Origin of the sequence: uncultured Sphingomonas sp., from assembly GCF_934560975.1 — a bacterium.
Taxonomy (GTDB): Bacteria; Pseudomonadota; Alphaproteobacteria; order Sphingomonadales; family Sphingomonadaceae; genus Sphingomonas_I.
The window spans coordinates 1-20,373 of sequence record NZ_CAKTFO010000036.1 but is presented as its reverse complement, the minus strand read 5'-3'; the positions used below and the strand labels follow the sequence as shown (position 1 = coordinate 20,373).

Sequence of the window (20,373 nt, the reverse complement as noted above, 5' to 3'; positions counted from 1 at the left end):
TCGCCACCAACTTCCTCGCCATGGTCCAGCTTGCCTCAATGCGGCTGTGGCTCCGAGCTTATGAGTCTACGACCTAGTTGCGGTCCTTGTCGACCAGCTTGTTCTTGGAAATCCACGGCATCATCGCGCGCAGTTCGTTGCCGACCTTCTCGATGCCATGCTCCGCCTGCAGCTTGCGGCTGGCCTTCATTTCCGGATTGCCCATGCGGTTGTCCATCATGAAACGCTGCACGAAGCGGCCACCCTGGATGTCCGCTAGGACGCGCTTCATCTCTGCCTTGGTTTCGTCGGTGATGATGCGCGGGCCGGTGTGGTAATCGCCATATTCGGCGGTGTTGCTGATCGAATAGCGCATATTGGCGATGCCGCCTTCATACATCAGGTCGACGATCAGCTTCACTTCGTGGAGGCATTCGAAATAGGCCATTTCGGGCGCGTAGCCCGCCTCGACCAGCGTTTCATAGCCGGCCATGATCAGGTGGCTGAGGCCGCCGCACAGCACCGCCTGCTCGCCGAACAGGTCGGTTTCGCACTCTTCCTTGAAGCTCGTCTCGATCACGCCCGAACGGCCGCCGCCGACCGCGCTCGCATAGGAGAGCGCCACGTCATGCGCATTGCCGCTCGCATCCTGGTGGATCGCGATCAGGCAGGGGACGCCGCCGCCCTTCACATACTCGCCGCGCACGGTGTGGCCGGGGCCCTTGGGCGCGATCATGAACACGTCGATGCCGGCCTGCGGCTCGATCAGGCCGAAATGGACGTTGAGGCCGTGGGCGAAGGCAATCGCCGCGCCGTCGCGGATATTGTCCTTGATGTCCTTTTCCCAGATGCCGGCCTGATGCTCGTCGGGGGCGAGGATCATGACGATGTCGGCCCACCTGGCCGCATCCGCGACCGTCATCACCTGAAAGCCCGCTTCTTCCGCCTTCTTGGCCGAAGCGGAACCGGAACGAAGGCCGATCGCAATCTCAGGAACGCCGGAATCGCGCAGATTCTGGGCATGGGCATGGCCTTGGCTGCCATAGCCGACGATCGCCACCTTCTTGCCCTTGATCAGGCCGATGTCCGCATCCGAATCGTAATAAACGCGCATTGTGCTTCCCTCTTGCTCGGTCTCGTGCTCCTGCGAACGCAGGAGCCCCGCTCCGACCGCTGAACCTGGCTCCCGCACGGGCGGAAGCACCGACTATCAATCCACCATCTGCCCACGCGCGATTGCTGCCACGCCGGTGCGCGCGACCTCGATCAGGCCGACCTCGCGCATCAACTCCAGGAACTTGTCGACCTTTTCGGTCCCGCCCGTCACCTCGAACACGAAGCTGGAAATGGTCGCGTCGACCACGCGGGCGCGATACACCTCCGCCAGGCGCAATGCCTCGATCCGGTGGTCGCCCGTGCCCTTGACCTTCACCAGCGCCAGTTCGCGCTCCACATGCGGTCCCTCGGCCGTCAGATCGTGGACGCGGTGCACCGGCGGCAGGCGATCGAGCTGGGCGATGATCTGTTCCATCATCGCCGGCGATGCCGTGGTGACGATGGTGATGCGGCTGACCGTCTCGTCCTCCGTCACCTCGGCCACGGTCAGGCTTTCGATATTGTAGCCGCGGCCCGCGAACATGCCCGCGATCCGGGCGAGGATGCCGGGTTCGTTGGCGACGGTCACGGACAAGGTGTGCCGCTCGGCGGCTTCGGTGCGAATATGCATCGTGTCGTCTTTCATGGTCCCGGCCGGACAGCCGGGATCGCAGGAACGGGAAGGATCGGACAGGCCGGCGATCAGACCAAAGCGCGCGCCTCGTCGTCCATCTCGCCCGACACTTCGTTGGCCCACAGGATCATTTCCGTGTGCGCCGCCCCGCTCGGGATCATCGGAAAGCAATTGGCGTGCTTGGACACGCAGCAATCCACAATCACCGGCCCCGGATAGGCCAGCATCTCCGCAATGCCGCCGTCCAGCTGGTCCGGCCGCTCGATCCGGATGCCCTTCCAGCCATAGGCCTCCGCCAGCTTCACGAAATCGGGCAGCGAATCCGAATAGGAATGCGAATGGCGACCCTGATAGGTCAGGTCCTGCCACTGGCGGACCATGCCCATATATTCGTTGTTGAGAATGAATATCTTGACCGGCAGGTCATATTGGCTGGCCGTGCCGAGTTCCTGGATGTTCATCTGGATCGACGCTTCGCCGGCAATGTCGATCACCAGCGCGTCGGGATAGCCGATCTGCGCGCCGATCGCGGCCGGCAGGCCATAGCCCATCGTGCCCAGGCCGCCGCTGGTCAGCCACTTGTTCGGGCTTTCGAAGCCGAAATGCTGCGCGGCCCACATCTGGTGCTGGCCGACCTCGGTCGTGATGATCGGCGCGCGATCCTTGGTCGCCTGGTACAGCGCGCGGATCGCACGCTGCGGCATGATCTCGGTCTCGCTTTCCGGATAGTCGAGGCAGTGCATCGCCCGCCAGCCGTCGATCCGGCCATACCAGTTGGCCAGGTCCTGCGGCTGGTGCCCGCGCTGTTTCCACAGGGACACCATCGCCGCGATCGCCTGCGCGCAATCGGCGACGATGCCGAGTTCGGCCGCTACGATCTTGTTGATCGACGAACGGTCGATATCGACATGGATCTTGCGCGCATGAGGGGCAAAGGAATCCAGCCGCCCCGTGACGCGATCGTCGAAGCGGGCGCCCAGCGCGACGATCAGGTCGGCCTGGTTCATCGCATGATTGGCTTCATAGGTGCCGTGCATGCCCAACATGCCCAGCCATTGCGGCGCGGATGCGGGCAGCGCCCCCAGACCCATCAGGGTGGAGGTGACCGGCGCGCCGGTCAGCGCCACCAGTTCGCGCAAGGCCTCGCTCGCCGCCGGACCGGCATTGATGATTCCGCCGCCGGTGTAGAAGACCGGCCGCTCGGCCGCGGCGATCATCTCCACCGCAGCCTTGATCAAAGCGGGATCGGGCGTGACCTGCGGGCGGTAATTGTGGCTGGTGCGCGGCGGCTTGGAGACGGCGGTCGCGACCTGCACGTCCTTGGGCAGGTCGATCAGCACCGGGCCGGGACGACCGGTGGTGGCGATGGCGAACGCCTCGCGGATCACGCCTTCCAGTTCGGCCGGGTCCTTCACCAGGTAATTCTGCTTGGTGCAGTGGCGGGTGATGCCTACCGTGTCGCATTCCTGGAACGCGTCGGAGCCGATCAGCGCGGTCGGCACCTGGCCGGTGATGACCAGCATCGGGATGGAGTCCATCAGCGCGTCGGCAATGCCGGTCACCGCGTTGGTCGCGCCCGGCCCCGACGTCACCAGCACCACCCCGCATTTGCCGGTGGAGCGGGCATAACCCTCGGCGGCATGGGCGGCCCCGCCCTCCTGCCGCACCAGGATGTGCTGGATCGCCTGGTCGCCATGGGCCTGGCCATGCTTGAATAGGGCATCGTAGATCGGAAGCACCGCGCCGCCGGGATAGCCGAACACGACCTCGACACCGAGGTCGGTCAGGGTCTCGATCAGGATGTCCGCGCCGGTTCGTTCGTGGGTCATGCTACCGCTCTTCAAGGAGAGGTGGCCGCCTAGCGGACAACATTGCGCAGGTCAATGTCGAACACGCAATTTAATGTCTTTTTACGGCGTTCAGCGGACATAAACGTGCCTGACGTACTTCTCCCGCATAAGAAAAAGGCCGCCTTCCCACAGGAAGGCGGCCTTTGCCCGTCAGACTGTCACCCGGTCAGGCCGTTGCCAGCGTACCACGACGACGGCGAATCATGGAGCCGACGAAGCCGAAGCCGATCAGCATCGTCGCCCAGCTTGCCGGCTCGGGCACCGCCGGAGGATTGTCCTCCACCGTCTCCACGATCCGGTCATTGCCGTTGTAGGTGCCGAGGTGGACCTCGCCGCCCTGCTTGAAGATGCGGGCCACGACCGAGCCTTCGATCGGGGTGACGTTGGTCACGGTCGCGCCCAGTGCCAGCACCGACCCATGCACCAACGTGTTGAAGTTGAGGGTGCCGGTGGCATCCGCGAAGTTCCAGATGATCTGTTGATTGAGCGCAGAACCGTAGGCGCTGCCCAACGCGTTGAGGTTCCAGTTCCAGGTGGAGGCGCCGGCGCCGGTGATGTTCACCACGATCGGCAGCGCGGCGGAGGTCCCGCCCAGATCGAAGCCGATGTTGCGCACGCTGCCCCCGGTCGTGCCGAGCAACTGGCCGGCCGTGACGTTGAACACCGCATAACCGTCCGACGTCGCCGCCGCGCCCGTCTTGAACAGCCAGTCATAGGTGGTCGACCCCGGGCCTGCCGCCGTCTTGACGATGCTGTTGCTGCCGTTGGTCGGCAGCGTCTTGAGATGCGCCGAAAGCGCGGTCAGGTCCGACAGCATCACCGCGGTCGGCGCCGATACGTTGGGCAGGTCGGCCGTGGCGATCGGCGCGGGCGCGGCCGGCTTGGGCTGCGAGAAGAACCAGCCCGTCTTGTTGGTGCCGGCATTGCCGACATAGACGGTCTGGCCGTTGTTCAGCGGGTTGGAATTGCCGGTGTACCTGCCGAGCCGGACGACCGTGTTCTTGTCGCCGTTGAGGTTGAAATTGCCGGTCAGCGCCCCCGACATGGTCAACTGCGATCCCGTACCGAGATTGGCGCCATTCACGTTGCCGCCGACCTGAATGACGTTGCGATCGCTGCCGTTGATCTGGCCGGTATTGCCGCCGACAGTCAGCCGGGTCTCGCGCCCGGCAACGCCAGATGCCAGGGTGGTGTTGCCGCCGATCGACCCGCCAACCCGCGCAACGCTGCCGCTGCCCAGCGTCAGGTCCGAAGCGATGTTGCGGCCGACCAGCAGGCTCGACCCCGCGCCCAGTTGCACCTTGCCATTGACGCTGCCGCCGACCTTGACCCGGCCGGTGGTGCCGCTGTTCAGGTTGAAGCCGTTGCTATCCCCCGCAAACGTCACGCCGTAGGAGCCGTTGCCGCCCACGGTGCCTGCCTTGCCGTTCACGCCGTTGTTGACGTTCACCGTCCCGCCGGAATGCCTGCCGCCCACCGTCAACGTGCTGAAGTTGCTGGCGACGGCGCCTTGCTTGGCATTGCCGATCCCGACATTCCACGCATTGCCGCGCAGATCGCCGCCGATCCAGGCCTTGCCCTCCACGTCATGGCTCGCGTCCATATAGTCGAACACGATCACGTTGAGCTGGCTCATCAGCTTCAACCCGGCCGCGGCAGACTGGTTCTTCACCAGGCGAGTCGCCGCCGACGCCGGCGCCGACACGGCCATGCCGGCCAGCGCCAAACCCGCGGCAAACGGCACCCACTTCAAGGACATGGCCATCGACGATTACCCCTGTTAACGATTTCAGCCGGTATGCCGGCGCCAATTTCTTGAGTTTTCCGCTAAGACAATATCGTCGTTACGGCAACAAGCCCGATTGTCATTAACTACGAATTCCGGATTTGAGTTGGTGGCGGAACCATGTCCGCTGGCGTTTGGCATAGTTGCGGGTCGCCTGCTGCACAGCAGATATGGCCGCATCGAGCATGATATGCCCGGCGAGATAATCGGCCAGCGGCGCGACGCCGATGCTTTTCATGACTGGGACGTCGGCGGGCAGACCACGGTCGAGCAGGCGGGCGACTTCGTTGATCGCACCCGCGGCGATCATCTGTTCGACGCGCAGGTCGCAATGCCGGTACAGATCGGCCAGCGGCGGATCGACCACCTCCGTCTCCACCTTGTAGGCATGGCCGATGCCGCCGCTGCGCTCCTCCCGCCACGTCAGCAGCGATCGGCCGGTGGCGCGCACCACCTCCAGCGCGCGTTGCGACCGCGCGGTGTCGTTGGGGTGGAGCCGGGCGGCGGCGGCGGGATCCTCCCGCATCAGGGCCGCATGGGCCGCGCCCGGGGCAAGCGCGCGCACCGCCTGCCGCAGATCGGGATCAATCTCCGGCACCGGCGCGATCCCGTCGACCAGGGTGCGGATATAGAGGCCGGTCCCGCCGACCAGGACGGGCAACCGCCCCGCCTCCACCACATCCGCAATCGCACGCGCCGCATCCACCGCCCACTCGACCGCCGAGCAGGGTCGGGCGCCGTCGCGATAGCCGTAGAGCAGGTGCGGCACCGCCGCTTCGTCCTGGGCGCTCGGCCGCGCGGTCAGGATGCGGAGGTCGCGATAGACCTGGCTGGCGTCGGCATTGATGATGGTGCCGTTTTCACGCGCCGCCAGCGCCATTGCGCGGCCCGACTTGCCGCTGGCGGTCGGCCCTGCGATGAGCGCGAGCCGTGGCAGGGATAAGGGTGACAGAGTGGACATCGCGACCTTGATAGCAGCCAATGCGCTTTCGCGCGCCGACCTCGACCATGCGCGCGACGCGCTGGCGGGCGTTGGCGCGATGGTGGACCAGGCGCAGTGGATCGACGAGGGCAAGGCCGCCGATCTGCCCTTCGGCCGCGTGGACCGGGACTCCGCCCGCGCCGCGCTGGAAGGTTTGCTGCCCGGCGTAGACGTGGTGGTGCAGCCGCGCGCCCATCGTGCCAAGCGCCTGCTGGTCGCGGACATGGACTCCACCATGATCACCATCGAATGCATCGACGAGCTGGCGGATTATGCCGGCATCAAGCCCGAGATCGCCGAGGTGACCGAACGCGCCATGCGCGGCGAACTGGATTTCGAGGCGGCTTTGGACGCGCGCGTGGCGTTGCTGAAAGGTTTGGAGGAGGCGGCGATCGACCGCTGCCATGCCGAGCGCGTGGTGCTGATGCCGGGCGCGCGCACGCTGATCCGGACGATGAAGGCCCATGGCGCGCGCACGGTGCTGGTATCCGGCGGTTTCACGGTGTTTGCGGACCGGGTGGCGGACGCGATCGGATTCGACCGCGCCTTGTCCAACCGGCTGGGCCTTGCCGATGGCGTTCTCGACGGCAACGTCGCGCGGCCGATCGTCGGCTCCGCCACCAAGCGCGACACGCTGATGGAGGAACGGCAGGCACTGGGTCTCTCGTCCGAACAGACGCTGGCGGTGGGCGACGGCGCCAACGACATCCCGATGATCCAGGAAGCGGGCCTGGGCATCGCCTATCGCGCCAAGCCCAAAACGGCGGCGGCGGCCGATGCGCGGATCGAGCATGGCGACCTTACCGCCTTGCTCCATGCGCAGGGTTATGCCCGCGCGGACTGGTGCTACTGATTACGGCGCGACTGATCAGGGCGCGATCGGGAAGCAGCCGCCGCCCGCGCGCCGGATCTCCCGGCAGAGCGCGTCGGCGTCCGCCTTGCTGGCCAGCCCCACCGCCTGCAGGCGGGTGACACGGCCGGCGGGGACCATCCTCTGCTCCAGCCCGCCGAGACGCGGCACCCGGGCGTTGAGCGTCCGCCAGCCCGCCCGCGCCGCATCGGGTGAGCCATAGGCTCCGATCTGCGCCTTCCACGCCCCGCGTGCCATCGTTGGAGCCGCCGGCTTCGGTGCGGGCGCGACTGGCGGCGGGGGAGGATTCGGTGCGATGCCTGGCGCGCCCGGACGGCGCACCGGCGGCAGGGTCGTCAGGATCTGGTCGGCCTTGGCCCGGTCCCCCGCCAGCAGATATTTGCCCATCACGTCCAGGTTCTTGCGCGCCGCCGCGATCCCGCCCTCGGCCGCGCGGCTGGTCTGGGCATAAGCCAGCGGCCAGTCGCGCGCGACATAGTCGCCGTTGAAATGCGCGGTGCCGAGCAGGTAGAACGCCCGCGCATCGCCCCGCGCCGCCGCTTTCTCGACAAAGGGTATCGCCTCGCGCCGCTCGCCGCTGGCGAACAGGGTGAAGCCGAGTTCGTCGCCGGCACGGGCGTGGCCCTTGTCCGCGGCACGGCGATACCATTGGATCGCCATGCCGGAATCCGCCTTGACGCCGCGTCCGACGCGATACGCCTCCGCCAGCATATATTGCGCCTCGGCATCCCCCGTCTGGGCCAAGTTGCGCAGCGTCGAAAGGTCGGGAGCGGGAGCGGCGGCCGCTGGGGCCACCATCGCCAGCAGCATCGCGGCGAACACCCGCTGCATCACAGCGTCACGCCGCCCTTGATCGTGCGGACCACGCGCCCCTGCACGGGCAGGCCGTCGAACGGGGTGTTGCCCGCTCTGGCGGCCATGGCCTCGCTGGCGATGCGCCACGGCGCGTCGGGATCGAGCAGGATCAGGTCCGCCTCGCCCCCCTCCACCAGCGCGCCACCGGGCAGGCCGAACAGCCGCGCCGGCGCGCCGGACACCAGGTCGAACAGCCGCTGCCACCCGATCAGCCCGTCGCGCACCAATCCCAGCACCAGGGTCAGCAGCGTTTCCGCGCCTGCCATCCCCGGCTCGGCATCGGCAAAGGGCAGCCTCTTCGCCTCCGGGCCGCGCGGATCATGGCCGGACGCGATCACGTCGATCGTCCCGTCCGCCACCGCGCGCAGGCAGGCATGGCGGTCGGCCTCGCTGCGCAACGGCGGCGACAGGCGCGCAAAGGTGCGGAACCCCGTCACCGCGCTGTCCGCCAGCATCAGGTGCGCCGGGGTGATGCCGCAGCTGACCGGCAGCCCCCTGGCCTTGGCCGCGCGAACCAGGTCCAGCGCGCGAGCGGTGGTAACCTGCCGGAAATGGAGCGGCGCGCCCGTCGCCTCCACCAGCAACAGGTCGCGCGCGACCGCCAGCGCCTCCGCCTCGGCCGGCGCGGAGGACAAACCGAGCCGCGTCGCGGTTTCCCCATCGGTCATCACGGCATCGCCCGCCAGCGCGCCGTCCTCGGCATGGCTGACCGTGCGCAAACCCAGCGCGCCGGCATAGCTGAGCAGCCGGTACATCACGCCCGAATCCGCGATCCACCCGCGCCCGGTCGCGACCCCACAGGCGCCGCCGGCCTGCATCGACCCGATTTCCGCCAACTCCCGCCCTTCAAGCCCGCGCGTGGCGGCGGCGAGCGGATGGACCCACAGGCCGGGCTTGCCCGACGCGGTGGCGTGCTGGACCAGGGCGACGCTGTCGAGCGGCTGGGTCTGGTCCGGCATCAACAGCGCGCGCGTGATCCCGCCCGCCACACAGGCGGGACGGTCCACCGCGAATACGCCCGCATCGATCAGCCCCGGCGCGATCACCGCACCGCGCGCGTCGATCCGCTCCGCACCCTCCGGCACCGAGAAGTTGCCCAAGGCGGCGATGCGGCCGTCGCGCACCAGCACGCCGCCTTCGGCCAGTCCGTTCGACGTGACCAGCCGCCCGCCGGTGATCGCCAGCGCCGTTACCATCCCGCAACCCCCCGCCGTCCGCGCGTCAGCACATCAAGGCATGCCATCCGCACCGCCACGCCCATCTCCACCTGTTCGGTAATCGCCGATCTTTGGAGGTCGTCCGCCACGCTGGAGGAAATCTCCACCCCCCGGTTCATCGGGCCCGGATGCATCACCAGCGCATCGGGCGCGGCACGCTTCAGCCGTTCCGGCGTGAGGCCATAGAGCGCATGATATTCGCGCGGCGACGGTACGAAGCCCCCGGCCATCCGCTCCCGCTGCAAACGCAGCATCATGACCACGTCGGCGCCCTCCAGCCCCGCGTCGAAGTCGGTAAGGCGGGTGACGCCCATTTGCTCCACGGCGGGCGGCAGCAGGGTCGGCGGGCCCACCACCCGCACCTCCGCCCCCAGGGCCGTGAGCGAGAGGATGTTGGAGCGCGCGACCCGGCTGTGCAGCACGTCGCCGCAGATCGCGACCACCAGCCCCTCGATCCGGCCCTTGCGACGGCGAATGGTGAGCGCATCCAGCAGCGCCTGGGTGGGATGTTCGTGCCGCCCGTCCCCGGCGTTCAGCACCGGGCAGTCCACCTTGTCCGCGATCAGCTGCACCGCGCCGGACGCATCATGCCGGATCACGATCATGTCCGCGCGCATCGCGTTCAGCGTGACGGCCGTATCGATCAGCGTCTCGCCCTTCTTCACGCTCGATTGCGCCACCATCATGTTGACCACGTCGGCGCCCAGCCGCTTGCCGGCGATCTCGAACGACAGCAACGTGCGGGTGGAGTTTTCGAAAAAGGCGTTGATCAGGGTCAGGCCGGCCAGCCGCCCGTCATGCTTGGCGGTGCCACGATTCAGCGTCACCCATTGCTCGGCCTCGTCCAGCAGGAAGGTGATTTCATGCGGGTGGAGGCCGTAAATGCCGGTGAGGTGGCGGTGCGGAAATGGATGCACGCCGTCAGGGAAGGCGTTGGCGCGGTTGGCGGCGTCGGACATTAAAGCCGCGCCTTAATCCCGTGATCGCCCGGTGTCGAGCATGTGCGCTCCCACGCGCGCTTACAGGGGCCCGGGAAAGGCGAATGCGCCGGCCAATGCGTCGATCGCGCCTTGCAGGATGTAGGCCGCGGCCATCTTGTCGACCAGCTCGGCGCGCCGGGCGCGGCTGGCATCGGCATCCAGCAGGGTGCGTGTCACGGCTTGCGTCGACCAGCGTTCGTCCCACAACAGGATCGGCAGGCCCAGGTCCGCCAGGTTGCGGGCGAAGGCGCGGACCGACTGGGTGCGTGGCGAATCGCTGCCGTCCAGGTTCAGCGGCAGGCCGATCACCAGCCCTTTCACCTGCTGGCGCGCGATGATGTCGCGCAGCAGGGCCCGGTCCACGCTGAACTTGGTGCGCCGGATCGTCTCGGCCGGGCTGGCGATGGTCCACATCGCATCGCACAGGCCCACCCCGATCGTCTTGGTGCCGACGTCCAGCCCGGCCAGCCGCCCGCCTTCCGGCAGCGCCGCCGCAAACTCCCGCAAGTTGGTGCCGATCATCGGTGCGCCTCATATGCAGCAAGCCGGGCAGTCGCGTCCGCCCGGACATTGGCCCAGAACAGGGCATAATCGAAAACGTGGTAATTGTTGCCGGGCAGCACATAGGCGTCGAACCCCGCCGGCGGCGGGCCGATCAGCAGCAGCCCTTCGGCCGTGCAGCGCGCCGGCACCCGTCCAGGCACCAGCCTGGCCGATGCCAGGCCCGCATCGGGCACCAACGCGCCGCGATTGGCCGAGGCGGGCGCCGCATCCCCGGCATGGCCGGTCAGCGGATTGACGCACAGCATCGCCGTGCCGTGCCGCGGCTGCCCGGTCAGGCCACGGCTTTCGTCGAAATAGGCGCGGATCAGGCGTGGATCGGCCGGCTCGGCAAAGCTCTGCCAGCCGATGATGCAGCCGAAATCCCCCGCGCTCTGGCAGGTCGGCAAGCCCAGAGCCAGCAGGTCCGCCGTCAACGAAATCGGCCAGCCGATCGCATAGACCGCCACAACACGCCGCCGCAGCGCCGTGCCGCGCGCCCTCTCCTGCAACAGCCGCAGCAGATGGAGCGCCCCCTGGCTATGGCCGGCGAGGATGATCGGCCGATCCGCCGGCTGCGCCGCGACAAAGGCGTCGAATGCCCGCAGCACGTCGCCATAAGCGAAATCGATCGCGGCCTGCGACCGGTCGTCGCCCGCCGCGAGGAAGGCGCCCAGAGTAGCCTGACGGTAACGCGGCGCCCACACCGTCCCCGCGTCGGTGAAGGCGCTCGCCTGGCTCTGCGCGAACAGCCGCAACCGCCCGTTTGCGCCGGCATCGTCCAGCGGCGCATTCCACTGGTCGCGGCTGAGATAGGTAGTCGGCGCGATGTAGAAGATCGCGGCGCGGCCGGGCGCCTTCGCCGCCACGTCAGCCGGCAGCCACCGCGTCGGATCATTCGCCAAACCTGGCCGCGCCAGCCATGCGTCCGCCGTTGCGTAATCGGGCGCGCTGGCGTCCGGCATCGGCGCGAAAGATGCGCTTGGCACGAACGCCATCCGCATCAGCCTGTCCTGCATCAGCGTCCACGCAAGCCCGGCCGCCAGCGTCAGCACGATCAGGATCACCACGAGATAAAGGAAGCGCCGCGCCAGCATCGTTGCACGAATACGCACGGACCGCATCTCCGCCAAGCCGCAAGCGGGCGCGGCGACGATCCTCTTTCTCCGCCATCGGCCATTGCGGGCAGGGAACCGGGCCGATAGCAGGTCCGGATGACCGATCCCTCACCTGCCCGCGCGCTCGTGCTGCCGAAAGTCCGCCTGGTCGGCACCAACCCGGTACGGCTGTGGGGCCTGACCCAGGCGCAGCGGGTGGAGCGCATCGCCGCCAAGGCCGGTTTGGCCATGAGCGACGGCGGCGGCCCGATCCTGCTGATCGACAGCGCCTTCGCCTTCGACCCGCAATGGCTTGGCTTCATGCGGCAGCGTCCCGGCGCGGTGCTGACGCTGGGCGGTCGCCCGGTCATCGCCCATGTCGAGGATGGCGGCGACGCGGCCGAGGCGGCGATGCTGCGGGGCGCGGTGCCGGCCGGCCTCAGCCTGATCGCCGCCGAGGACAATGCCGATTTCTACAACGAACAGCTACGCAAGCGCGAACGCCCGTTCCTGGCGCTGCTGACGCCCGAAGCCGTGCCGGGGCTCGAACGGCAGAGCTATTACGGCGCCTACAAGGGCGTCACCGACATCCTCACCAAATATCTCTGGCCGGAACTGGCGTTGGTGCTGACCCGCTGGGCGGCGCGCGTCGGCATCAGCCCCAACATGGTCACCACCGTCGGCGCCCTGTGCTGCGTGATCGCCACGGTCGCCTTCTGGCAGGGCCATTACTGGCTGGGGATGGGCATCGGCTTCGTCTTCATGGTGCTGGACACGGTCGACGGCAAGCTCGCGCGCTGCACCATCACCTCCAGCTATTGGGGCAACATCTTCGACCATGGGCTCGACCTGGTGCACCCGCTCTTCTGGTGGTGGGCGTGGGCAGAGGGGCTGCCCGAATGGGGCTTGGCCCTCACCGCACAGGGCTTTGCCTGGGTGATGGGGGCGCTGGTCGCGGGCTATATCCTTCAGCGCGTGATCGAGGGCTGGTTCATCCGTCGCTTCGGGATGCACATCCATGTGTGGCGGCGGTTCGATTCGCAGTTCCGGCTGATCACCGCGCGGCGCAATCCGAACATGGTGATCCTGTTCTTCGCGACCCTGCTCGGCCGCCCGGACCTGGGCCTGATCGCGGTGGCATGGTGGACGATCCTGAGCTGCGTCATCCATGCCGTGCGCGGCGTTCAGGCGCAGGCGGCCAGCCGTCGCGCGCCCATCACCAGTTGGCTGCACGAGGCACCATGAACGACACGATCCGCAAGTTCGGCCATCCGGCGACCCTGGTCGCGGATTACGCGCACTGGGTGGTGCTGCTCCGCCCGGCCCAGCCGACGCTCGGCGCGCTGGTGCTGGCGGCGAAGAGCGAGGCAACCGCCTTTTCCGATCTGCCGCCGGCTGCCTTTACGGAACTGGCGCGGGTCACCGCCAACATCGAATCCGCGCTCAGCCAGGCGGTGTCCTATGCCCGGATCAACTATCTGATGCTGATGATGGTGGACCCCAACGTCCACTTCCACGTCATTCCGCGCTACGATGGCGCCCGGAGCGCGGAAGGGATCACGGTCGCGGACGCTGGCTGGCCCAAGGCTCCCGCGCTCAACGAGGCGCATGATCTGACCGATGCCGAACGCGATCGGCTGGTCGGCTGGCTGAAGTCGCGCTGGCCGTCAGCGGCCGGCTGACCGCCACCTTTCGGTCAGCGCGGACGCCGCCGCCAGATCGGCGGGGAAGTCCACTTCCTGCCACTCCTGCCCCTTGATCGACACCGTACCGACCTTGCCGGTCGCGGCCAGGGCATCGATCGCCTTGAGATACCAATTCCTGGTGCCCGCTTCGGTCCGCATCATGCGGTCGATCTGGGCGCTGAACAAAGCGGGGCCCTCGCCCCGGAAGGCGAGCATCCCGATCGACTCCGCGTCCGTCTCCTCCGGCGTCAGCGTCTTGCCGATTGCCGCCAGCCGATCGCCCTCGCGCCGGACCTTCATGTCGTCCGAATCGTAGCCGTCATCCTTCTCGTCGATCGTCACCGTGATCGGCAGGGTCGCGCCCGCCAGCAAGGTGCGCACGATCTCCGGCGAGATGATGGTGTCGCCGTTGAGGATGATGAAGTCCTCCGTCATCTCGCCCCGCGCCATCCAGCATGTTCCAAGATTGTCGGCGACATGATAGAAGGGGTTGAACAGCGTCCGGACGCGCACGTCGCCGCGTTGCGCGGCCTGCGCCTCCACCTTTTCCGTGCGGAAACCGGTGACCACCACCACCTCGCCGATCCCGCTCGCGGCGAGCGCATCGATCTGCCAGTCGAGCAGGGTCTTGCCGGCAAAGGGGATCAGGCATTTGGGCTGGTCGGCGGTGATCGGGCCCAGGCGGGATCCCTGGCCGGCCGACAGGATGATGGCGCGCTTGATGATCATCGCCGCCCTTTAGCGGCAGCGGCCGCCGCCTGCCACTCCCCCCTGCCCCCTTGCCGCCGCGCCGCTGCTGGACGGCGCCCCGGCGCGGGATTAGGGCGACGCGGTTCGGAGACCATGACCCTTGCCCCTTTCCGCCTATCGTAAATGGCTCGACACGCAGCGCGCCAAGGGCGTCGCGCGCAGCGGCACGATCGGCCGCGTGATCGAAAACGCCGTCTGGCTGCTGGGCGGCAAGACCGTGGGCGCGATCCTCAGCCTGATCTATATCGGCATGGCGACCCGCGCTTTGGGCCGGGACCTGTTCGGCCAGTTCGTGCTGATCCTCGGCACCGGTCAGGCGGTCAGCGCGATCGTCACCTTCTCCACCTGGCAGGTGGTGGTGAATTACGGCATGCCGCACCTCCATTCCGGCAATCGCAACGGGCTGGGCGGCGTGCTCGTTTTCTGCGTGGCGCTGGATTTCGGCGCGGCGCTGCTCGGCTGCGTGATCGCCACCGTCGGCGTGGTGTCGATGGGTCCGGCGCTCGGCTGGGACGCGACGCTGTCGCGCGATGCCTTGCTGTTCTGCTTCGTGATGCTGCTGTCTTTCCGCTCCACCGCGGTGGGCATCCTGCGCCTGTACGACCGGTTCGGCCTGTCGGCGGCGGCAGATTCGGTGACGCCGATAGTGCGGCTGATCGGCGCGCTGATGGTCGTGCTGCTGTTCCGGCCGAGCGTTTCCGGCTTCCTGCTCGCTTGGGCGGTGGCGGAGTTGCTGACGGCGGCGGCGCATTGGGTGCTGGCGGTGCGGGAAGCGCGCGGCCTGCTCGGGCCGGCCCAGTGGCGGGGCGCGATCACCGCCGGTCGCGACAATCCCGGCTTGTGGCGCTTTGCCGCCATCACCAACATGGGCACCACCCTGAACGCACTCGGCAAGCAATTCTCGGTGCTGCTGGTCGGCCTGGTGGTCGGGCCGGCGGCGGCTGGCGGCTATCGCCTGGCCTTTCAGCTCGGCCGCTCGCTCGCCAAGCTGTCGGACCTGCTTTCGCGCTCCATGTTCGCGGAGCTGGCGCGGGTGCATGTCGTCCGCACCGCCGCCGAGTTGCGCAAGCTGTTCCGCCACGCCACTCGCTTCTCTATCGTGGCGGGCGTGGTGATCATCGCGCTGCTGCTGCTGATCGGAAAGCCCGCTTTGGGGCTGGTCGCGGGTCGCGACTATCTCGATGCCTATCCGCTGCTGCTGATGCTGGGAGCGGCGGCGGCGCTGGACCTCGGCGGCTCCAGCTTCGAGCCGGCCCTGATGGCCACCGGCCGCGCGGCCACCGCCTTCCACCTGCGCATCGCCACCACCGTGCTGCAGGCGCTGCTGCTGGCGGTGGGGTTGCCGCTGTGGGGGGTGGAAGGCGCCGCTCTGGCCTCCCTCGCCGCCTCCGTGCTGGGGCTGATCCTGTTCGGCCTCGTCGCGTGGCGCGTCATCTATCGCACGGTGCGCGAGAATGACGTGGTCGTGCTGCCGACGCCGTAGGTTCACAGGAAAACGATGGTCCGCCGCACCGGGAGCAAAACAGCGAGACCGGTTTGCGAACAGGTTACATCGTGACCCGTGTCCCCGCCGCGGCACCAGCTAACCGGCAGGAACAGGCTTTCTCAGCAGACACGATGCGCATCGGCCGCAAGGTGATCCTCGCCCGCTAGACAGCATCGATGGCCCGCCGAACCGAAGCCGAGACGGACCACCTCGTGACGGCCCGCCTGTCTTTTATCAGCAGCCGGCCGGCGCTCCGCCCACCACGGCTTCGATCGCCCGCGTGACGGCGCCGATCTCGGCCATGCCGTCCACCCGCGCCACCAGCCCCTTGGCCTCGTAATAAGGCAGGATCGGTGCGGTCTTGGCGCGATATTCCACCAGACGCGCGCGCACCGTGTCCGCATTGTCGTCCGGGCGGCGCTTGAACTCGCTCGATCCGCACACGTCGCACGTGCCCGCCACCTGGGGCAGCTTGAAGCGATCGTGATAGCCCTCGTTGCAGCGCGCACAGGTGAAGCGGCCGGATATGCGCTCCACCAGCGCCTGCTCGTCCACCGTCAACTCGATCACATGATCCAGGCGATAGCCGCGTTCCGCCAGCAAGGCGTCCAGCGACTCCGCCTGCGCCTGGGTACGGGGATAGCCGTCGAAGATGAAGCCGGGCGCGTGCGCCTCCTTGTCCATCCGCTCGGCGATCAGGGCGGTCACCACCTCGTCAGGGACGAGCTGGCCGGCCTCCATGATCGACTTGGCCTGCATCCCGATGGTCGATCCCGCCTTCACGGCGGCGCGTAGCATGTCGCCGGTGGACAGCTGGATCAGCCCGTACCGCGTCATCAAGGACTGCGCCTGCGTCCCCTTCCCCGCCCCCGGGGGCCCCAGCAGGATCAGCAGCTTCATCGACGCATTCCCCCCTTCAGCTTCGCCTTCTTGATCAGGTCACCATATTGGTGCGCCAGCAAGTGGCTCTGGATCTGCGTCACCGTATCGATCGTGACGTTGACGACGATCAACAGGCTGGTGCCGCCGAAGCCGATCAGGTGCCGTGGCACGATCATCTCCGGAATGACGCAGATCGCGGTCAGGTAGGCCGCGCCGATGACGGTGATGCGCGTCAGGACATAGTCGAGGTAATTCTCGGTCGCCTTGCCGGGACGGATGCCGGGAATGAAGCCGCCGTAGCGCTTCAGATTGTCGGCCGTCTCCTCGGGGTTGAACACCACCGCCGTGTAGAAGAACGAGAAGAAGATGATCCCCGCTGCATACAGCACGAAATAGGCCGGCGTATCCTGGCCGATGAACTGGTTGAGGGAGATGATGAAGTCGCCCCACCGGCTCTCACCCGACAGGCGGTTGCCGGCGAACTGCGTGATCGTCAGCGGCAGCGCCAGCAGCGACGATGCGAAGATCGGCGGGATCACGTTGGCAGTGTTGATCTTCAGCGGCAGGTGGCTCTTGTCCGCCTGCATCATCCCGCGCGCGGTCTGGCGCTTGGGATATTGGATCAGCACGCGCCGCTGCGCGCGTTCCATGAAGCAGATGAACAGGATCAGGCCGAAGAAGAACAGGAAGCCGCCAATCACCCACAAGGGCGAGGTCGCGCCCGTCCGCGCCTGCTCCAGCGCGTTGGCGATCGTCGTCGGCAGGCTGGCGACGATGCCGGCCATGATGATCAGCGACACGCCGTTGCCAATGCCGCGGGTGGTGATCTGCTCACCGATCCACATCAGGAACATGGTGCCGCCGACGAGCGTGATAACGGTGGTCACCCGGAACAGCCACGAATCGACAATCACCGCGCTCTGCCCGGCGGACGCGCCCCATGCCTCGAGCCCGACGGCGATGAAGTAACCCTGGATCGCCGTCAGCAGCACCGTGCCGTACCGCGTATACTGGTTCAGCTTCTTGCGGCCGCTTTCGCCTTCCTTCTTGATGGCGTTCAGCTGCGGCGACAGCGACGTCGCCAGCTGCACCACGATCGACGCGGTGATGTAGGGCATGACGCCCAGCGCCACCACCGACATGCGCGTCAGCGCGCCGCCGGTGAAGGTGTTGAAGAAGTCCATCACCCCGCCCTGGGTCTGCTGGAACAGCGACGCGAGCGCGCGGGGATCGATACCCGGCAGCGGCACATAGGAGAGCAGGCGGAACACGACCAGCGCGCCCAACGTGAACCAGAGGCGCTTCTTCAGGTCGGTCGCTTTAGCGAACTGTGACAAGCTCGCATTGGCGGCCAGTTGCTCGGCTGCGGATGCCATCGGTCTTTATCGAACCCCGGATAAGAAAAGAGCGGCGGGGCAGTATCCCCGCCTCCGCCGCTCCATATAGAGACTTGATCGTCTTTGTCTAAGCCGTGTCGGGCTCAGGCGCGGGCGGCCTTCTTGGCGGCCAGCGTCTGCCCCTTCTTGGCGGCGGCCTTTTCGGCGGCTGGGACAACCTCGATCACCTCGACCGAACCGCCGGCCTGCTCGATCGCCTCGCGCGCCGACTTGGACACGCCAGCAACGCGGAAGGCGAGCTTCGCCGTCAGCGTGCCCTTGGCCAGAACCCGGACGCCGTCCTTGCCGCCACGGGCGACACCGGCCGCCTTCAGCGCGGCATGGTCAATCGTGCCGTCGGTCGCCAGCGTGCCGGCATCCACCAGCTTCTGCAGCTGGCCCAGATTTACCTCGGCATAATCCTTGGCGAAGATGTTGTTGAAGCCGCGCTTCGGGATCCGCATGTGGAGCGGCATCTGGCCGCCCTCGAAGCCGTTGATGGACACGCCCTCACGGCTCTTCTGGCCCTTCTGGCCGCGACCGGCGGTCTTGCCGACGCCGGAGCCGATGCCACGGCCCACGCGGACGCGGGACTTACGGGCACCCTGATTGTCTCGAAGATCGTTCAGTTTCATGGAAAATGCACTCGCTTTCGCTGTTGTCGCGCTGAATGAAGGGGCCGCCCATAAGTGAAACGGCCGCTCCTGTCATCCTTATTGTGACGGTTTTGCGTGTCTGGAGCGTGGATGGCGAGGCCACACGTCGCAATCTCCGCGTGTCCAGGCAGATCACCCGCCAACCCCCAAGCCCATCCGTGTTCCTGCGTGCGCAGGAACACGGGCAGGGTTGACCGCCGTCTGCTCGCGCTTGTTGCCTGATCTACCCTGACCGTCGTGCTCCGGTGAAACACGGCCACAGACACAAAAAAAACGGGATGGCCTGGGCCACCCCGCTCTTAAACACCGCGATCCGGTTGAAGGGCTTAGCCCTCAACCTTCACCATGTGCTGCACCTTGCGGATCATGCCGCGAACCTCGGGAGTGTCTTCCAGCTCCCGGGTCTTGTGCATCTTGTTGAGGCCGAGCCCGATCAGCGTCGCGCGCTGGTCGGCCTTGCGGCGGATCGGCGAACCGACCTGGGTTACCTTGATGGTCGCCATTGCTCTTACTCCGTCACGGCCGCCGCGTCGGCCTCGGCAACCTCGGCAGAGGCGCCGCCACGACGCAGCAGATCGGCGATCTTCTTGCCGCGACGCTGGGCGACCGAGCGCGGGCTCGTCTGTTCGCCAAGCGCCTCGAAGGTCGCACGGATCATGTTGTAGGGGTTGTTCGTGCCGACCGACTTGGTCACCACGTCGTGCACACCCAGGCTCTCGAACACGGCGCGCATCGGACCGCCGGCGATGATGCCGGTACCCTGCGGAGCCGAGCGAACATAGACGCGGCCGGCGCCGAAATGGCCGAGGCCATCATGGTGCAGCGTGCGACCGTCCTTGAGCGGAACGCGGATCATCGCCTTCTTTGCCGATGCGGTCGCCTTGGAGATCGCCTCCGGCACTTCGCGCGCCTTGCCATGGCCGAAGCCGACGCGACCCGCGCCGTCACCGACCACGACCAGAGCCGCGAAGCCGAAGCGCTTGCCGCCCTTCACCGTCTTGGACACACGGTTGATGTGGACGAGCTTCTCGACCAGCTCCTCGCCGCCTTCCTCGCGGTTGCGGTCGTCGCGACGGCGCTGACCGTCACGGCCACGGCCGCCGCCACGATCGTTGCCGCCACGGCCACGGCCACCGCGCGGACCGCGGGGACCACGCTCGTTGGGCTGCGCCTCGCCGCCCGCCGGAACTTCGGCGGGAGCGCCCGGCTGGGCCTCGATGGGATTGGTATCAGCCATTTAGAACTCCAATCCGCCTTCGCGGGCGGCATCGGCGAGCGCCTTGACGCGCCCATGGAACAGGAAGCCACCGCGGTCGAACACGACCGTGGTCACGCCGGCGGCCTTGGCACGCTCGGCGACGCGCTGCCCGACCGACTGTGCCGCACTGACATTGGCGCCGGACGTGTCGCGCACGTCCTTCTCCAGCGTCGATGCGGACGCGACGGTCTTACCGGCGGCATCGTCGATCACCTGCGCATAGATGTGACGGCCGGAGCGGTGCACCGACAGGCGCGGACGCAGACCGCCACGCGCCTTCAGCGCGGTGCGGACGCGGCGGCGGCGGCGCTCGAACAGAGACAGCTTGGCCATTACTTCTTCTTCCCTTCCTTGCGGAAGATGAACTCGCCGGCATACTTGATGCCCTTGCCCT

Annotated in this window: 21 protein-coding genes; 4 read left to right on the top strand and 17 right to left on the bottom strand. The window is 67.3% G+C overall.

The features are described from left to right. Positions 1–73 precede the first annotated feature (73 nt). From ilvC to miaA, 5 genes are all read right to left on the bottom strand, one after another. A complete protein-coding gene (ilvC, locus tag Q0D93_RS14640) occupies positions 74–1,093 on the bottom strand; it encodes a ketol-acid reductoisomerase (protein WP_294395684.1) in 1,020 nt (339 codons plus the stop codon). A gap of 96 nt (positions 1,094–1,189) precedes the next feature. After that, positions 1,190–1,705 carry an acetolactate synthase small subunit gene (gene ilvN, locus Q0D93_RS14635; protein WP_294395682.1) on the bottom strand — a complete coding sequence of 172 codons (516 nt, stop codon included), beginning with the start codon at positions 1,703–1,705 and terminating at the stop codon, positions 1,190–1,192. 71 nt (positions 1,706–1,776) lie between these two features. Continuing rightward, positions 1,777–3,537, bottom strand: a complete 1,761-nt coding sequence (ilvB, locus tag Q0D93_RS14630; protein ID WP_294395680.1) for a biosynthetic-type acetolactate synthase large subunit — start codon at positions 3,535–3,537, stop codon at positions 1,777–1,779. Positions 3,538–3,724: 187 nt separating this feature from the next. Further along, positions 3,725–5,323 carry a collagen-binding domain-containing protein gene (locus Q0D93_RS14625; RefSeq protein ID WP_294395678.1) on the bottom strand — a complete coding sequence of 533 codons (1,599 nt, stop codon included), beginning with the start codon at positions 5,321–5,323 and terminating at the stop codon, positions 3,725–3,727. Between the two features lie 103 nt (positions 5,324–5,426). Further along, positions 5,427–6,305 (bottom strand): tRNA (adenosine(37)-N6)-dimethylallyltransferase MiaA, encoded by an 879-nt coding sequence (miaA, locus tag Q0D93_RS14620; RefSeq protein WP_294395676.1) that lies wholly within the window; start codon positions 6,303–6,305, stop codon positions 5,427–5,429. Between miaA and serB the strand changes: the two genes are divergently transcribed. Continuing rightward, on the top strand, positions 6,298–7,179 hold the full coding sequence (gene serB / locus Q0D93_RS14615; protein ID WP_294395674.1) for a phosphoserine phosphatase SerB: 882 nt from the start codon (positions 6,298–6,300) through the stop codon (positions 7,177–7,179). The two genes, miaA and serB, sit on opposite strands and share 8 nt — an antisense overlap. 15 nt (positions 7,180–7,194) lie before the next feature. Here the strand turns inward: serB and Q0D93_RS14610 are convergent, their stop codons facing one another. From Q0D93_RS14610 to Q0D93_RS14590, 5 genes are read right to left on the bottom strand one after another with little or no spacing between them, the layout of a single operon-like run. Beyond that, positions 7,195–8,028, bottom strand: a complete 834-nt coding sequence (locus Q0D93_RS14610) for an SPOR domain-containing protein (RefSeq protein WP_294395672.1) — start codon at positions 8,026–8,028, stop codon at positions 7,195–7,197. Then, entirely contained in the window at positions 8,028–9,248 is a 1,221-nt protein-coding gene (locus Q0D93_RS14605) for a dihydroorotase (protein WP_294395670.1), read from the bottom strand. The genes Q0D93_RS14610 and Q0D93_RS14605 overlap by 1 nt, the downstream gene beginning before the upstream one ends. Next, positions 9,242–10,228, bottom strand: a complete 987-nt coding sequence (locus Q0D93_RS14600; protein WP_294395668.1) for an aspartate carbamoyltransferase catalytic subunit — start codon at positions 10,226–10,228, stop codon at positions 9,242–9,244. Before Q0D93_RS14600 ends, Q0D93_RS14605 begins: the two co-directional genes overlap by 7 nt. A gap of 60 nt (positions 10,229–10,288) precedes the next feature. After that, positions 10,289–10,771, bottom strand: a complete 483-nt coding sequence (gene ruvX / locus Q0D93_RS14595; protein ID WP_294395666.1) for a Holliday junction resolvase RuvX — start codon at positions 10,769–10,771, stop codon at positions 10,289–10,291. After that, entirely contained in the window at positions 10,768–11,886 is a 1,119-nt protein-coding gene (locus Q0D93_RS14590) for a DUF3089 domain-containing protein (RefSeq protein ID WP_294395688.1), read from the bottom strand. The genes ruvX and Q0D93_RS14590 overlap by 4 nt, the downstream gene beginning before the upstream one ends. Before the next feature lie 117 nt (positions 11,887–12,003). Here Q0D93_RS14590 and Q0D93_RS14585 point away from each other — a divergent pair, with 117 nt between their 5' ends. Then, the gene (locus tag Q0D93_RS14585) at positions 12,004–13,131 is read left to right on the top strand and encodes a CDP-alcohol phosphatidyltransferase family protein (RefSeq protein WP_294395664.1); all 1,128 of its coding nucleotides are present in this window, start codon (positions 12,004–12,006) and stop codon (positions 13,129–13,131) included. Further along, positions 13,128–13,568 carry an HIT family protein gene (locus Q0D93_RS14580; protein ID WP_294395662.1) on the top strand — a complete coding sequence of 147 codons (441 nt, stop codon included), beginning with the start codon at positions 13,128–13,130 and terminating at the stop codon, positions 13,566–13,568. Before Q0D93_RS14585 ends, Q0D93_RS14580 begins: the two co-directional genes overlap by 4 nt. On the opposite strand, the gene Q0D93_RS14575 is transcribed toward Q0D93_RS14580, so the two are convergent. Then, the gene (locus Q0D93_RS14575) at positions 13,554–14,300 is read right to left on the bottom strand and encodes a phosphocholine cytidylyltransferase family protein (RefSeq protein ID WP_294395661.1); all 747 of its coding nucleotides are present in this window, start codon (positions 14,298–14,300) and stop codon (positions 13,554–13,556) included. The genes Q0D93_RS14580 and Q0D93_RS14575 overlap by 15 nt on opposite strands. Positions 14,301–14,421: 121 nt before the next feature. Here Q0D93_RS14575 and Q0D93_RS14570 point away from each other — a divergent pair, with 121 nt between their 5' ends. Next, positions 14,422–15,804 carry a lipopolysaccharide biosynthesis protein gene (locus tag Q0D93_RS14570; RefSeq protein WP_294395659.1) on the top strand — a complete coding sequence of 461 codons (1,383 nt, stop codon included), beginning with the start codon at positions 14,422–14,424 and terminating at the stop codon, positions 15,802–15,804. A 237-nt stretch (positions 15,805–16,041) separates the two neighbouring features. Here the strand turns inward: Q0D93_RS14570 and Q0D93_RS14565 are convergent, their stop codons facing one another. The 6 genes from Q0D93_RS14565 to rplR all read right to left on the bottom strand — a co-directional run bounded on the left by Q0D93_RS14565 (position 16,042) and on the right by rplR (position 20,312). Beyond that, on the bottom strand, positions 16,042–16,707 hold the full coding sequence (locus tag Q0D93_RS14565; RefSeq protein ID WP_294395657.1) for an adenylate kinase: 666 nt from the start codon (positions 16,705–16,707) through the stop codon (positions 16,042–16,044). Further along, entirely contained in the window at positions 16,704–18,065 is a 1,362-nt protein-coding gene (gene secY / locus Q0D93_RS14560; RefSeq protein WP_294395655.1) for a preprotein translocase subunit SecY, read from the bottom strand. The genes Q0D93_RS14565 and secY overlap by 4 nt, the downstream gene beginning before the upstream one ends. A gap of 104 nt (positions 18,066–18,169) precedes the next feature. Continuing rightward, complete coding sequence (gene rplO / locus Q0D93_RS14555) at positions 18,170–18,700, bottom strand: 50S ribosomal protein L15 (RefSeq protein WP_294395654.1); 531 nt, start codon at positions 18,698–18,700, stop codon at positions 18,170–18,172. A 347-nt stretch (positions 18,701–19,047) separates the two neighbouring features. After that, positions 19,048–19,224, bottom strand: a complete 177-nt coding sequence (gene rpmD, locus Q0D93_RS14550; protein ID WP_294395652.1) for a 50S ribosomal protein L30 — start codon at positions 19,222–19,224, stop codon at positions 19,048–19,050. Between the two features lie 5 nt (positions 19,225–19,229). Further along, complete coding sequence (rpsE, locus tag Q0D93_RS14545; protein ID WP_294395650.1) at positions 19,230–19,958, bottom strand: 30S ribosomal protein S5; 729 nt, start codon at positions 19,956–19,958, stop codon at positions 19,230–19,232. Beyond that, positions 19,959–20,312 (bottom strand): 50S ribosomal protein L18, encoded by a 354-nt coding sequence (gene rplR / locus Q0D93_RS14540; RefSeq protein ID WP_294395648.1) that lies wholly within the window; start codon positions 20,310–20,312, stop codon positions 19,959–19,961. Positions 20,313–20,373 lie beyond the last annotated feature (61 nt).

What these genes read in the sequence shown, in the direction of transcription:
- ilvC (WP_294395684.1), bottom strand. Translation starts at nt 1,093, where the DNA reads ATGCGCGTTTATTACGATTCGGATGCGGACATCGGCCTGATCAAGGGC.
- ilvN (WP_294395682.1), bottom strand. Translation starts at nt 1,705, where the DNA reads ATGCATATTCGCACCGAAGCCGCCGAGCGGCACACCTTGTCCGTGACC.
- ilvB (WP_294395680.1), bottom strand. Translation starts at nt 3,537, where the DNA reads ATGACCCACGAACGAACCGGCGCGGACATCCTGATCGAGACCCTGACC.
- Q0D93_RS14625 (WP_294395678.1), bottom strand. Translation starts at nt 5,323, where the DNA reads ATGGCCATGTCCTTGAAGTGGGTGCCGTTTGCCGCGGGTTTGGCGCTG.
- miaA (WP_294395676.1), bottom strand. Translation starts at nt 6,305, where the DNA reads ATGTCCACTCTGTCACCCTTATCCCTGCCACGGCTCGCGCTCATCGCA.
- Q0D93_RS14610 (WP_294395672.1), bottom strand. Translation starts at nt 8,028, where the DNA reads ATGCAGCGGGTGTTCGCCGCGATGCTGCTGGCGATGGTGGCCCCAGCG.
- Q0D93_RS14605 (WP_294395670.1), bottom strand. Translation starts at nt 9,248, where the DNA reads ATGGTAACGGCGCTGGCGATCACCGGCGGGCGGCTGGTCACGTCGAAC.
- Q0D93_RS14600 (WP_294395668.1), bottom strand. Translation starts at nt 10,228, where the DNA reads ATGTCCGACGCCGCCAACCGCGCCAACGCCTTCCCTGACGGCGTGCAT.
- ruvX (WP_294395666.1), bottom strand. Translation starts at nt 10,771, where the DNA reads ATGATCGGCACCAACTTGCGGGAGTTTGCGGCGGCGCTGCCGGAAGGC.
- Q0D93_RS14590 (WP_294395688.1), bottom strand. Translation starts at nt 11,886, where the DNA reads ATGCTGGCGCGGCGCTTCCTTTATCTCGTGGTGATCCTGATCGTGCTG.
- Q0D93_RS14585 (WP_294395664.1), top strand. Translation starts at nt 12,004, where the DNA reads ATGACCGATCCCTCACCTGCCCGCGCGCTCGTGCTGCCGAAAGTCCGC.
- Q0D93_RS14580 (WP_294395662.1), top strand. Translation starts at nt 13,128, where the DNA reads ATGAACGACACGATCCGCAAGTTCGGCCATCCGGCGACCCTGGTCGCG.
- Q0D93_RS14575 (WP_294395661.1), bottom strand. Translation starts at nt 14,300, where the DNA reads ATGATCATCAAGCGCGCCATCATCCTGTCGGCCGGCCAGGGATCCCGC.
- Q0D93_RS14565 (WP_294395657.1), bottom strand. Translation starts at nt 16,707, where the DNA reads ATGAAGCTGCTGATCCTGCTGGGGCCCCCGGGGGCGGGGAAGGGGACG.
- secY (WP_294395655.1), bottom strand. Translation starts at nt 18,065, where the DNA reads ATGGCATCCGCAGCCGAGCAACTGGCCGCCAATGCGAGCTTGTCACAG.
- rplO (WP_294395654.1), bottom strand. Translation starts at nt 18,700, where the DNA reads ATGAAACTGAACGATCTTCGAGACAATCAGGGTGCCCGTAAGTCCCGC.
- rpmD (WP_294395652.1), bottom strand. Translation starts at nt 19,224, where the DNA reads ATGGCGACCATCAAGGTAACCCAGGTCGGTTCGCCGATCCGCCGCAAG.
- rpsE (WP_294395650.1), bottom strand. Translation starts at nt 19,958, where the DNA reads ATGGCTGATACCAATCCCATCGAGGCCCAGCCGGGCGCTCCCGCCGAA.
- rplR (WP_294395648.1), bottom strand. Translation starts at nt 20,312, where the DNA reads ATGGCCAAGCTGTCTCTGTTCGAGCGCCGCCGCCGCCGCGTCCGCACC.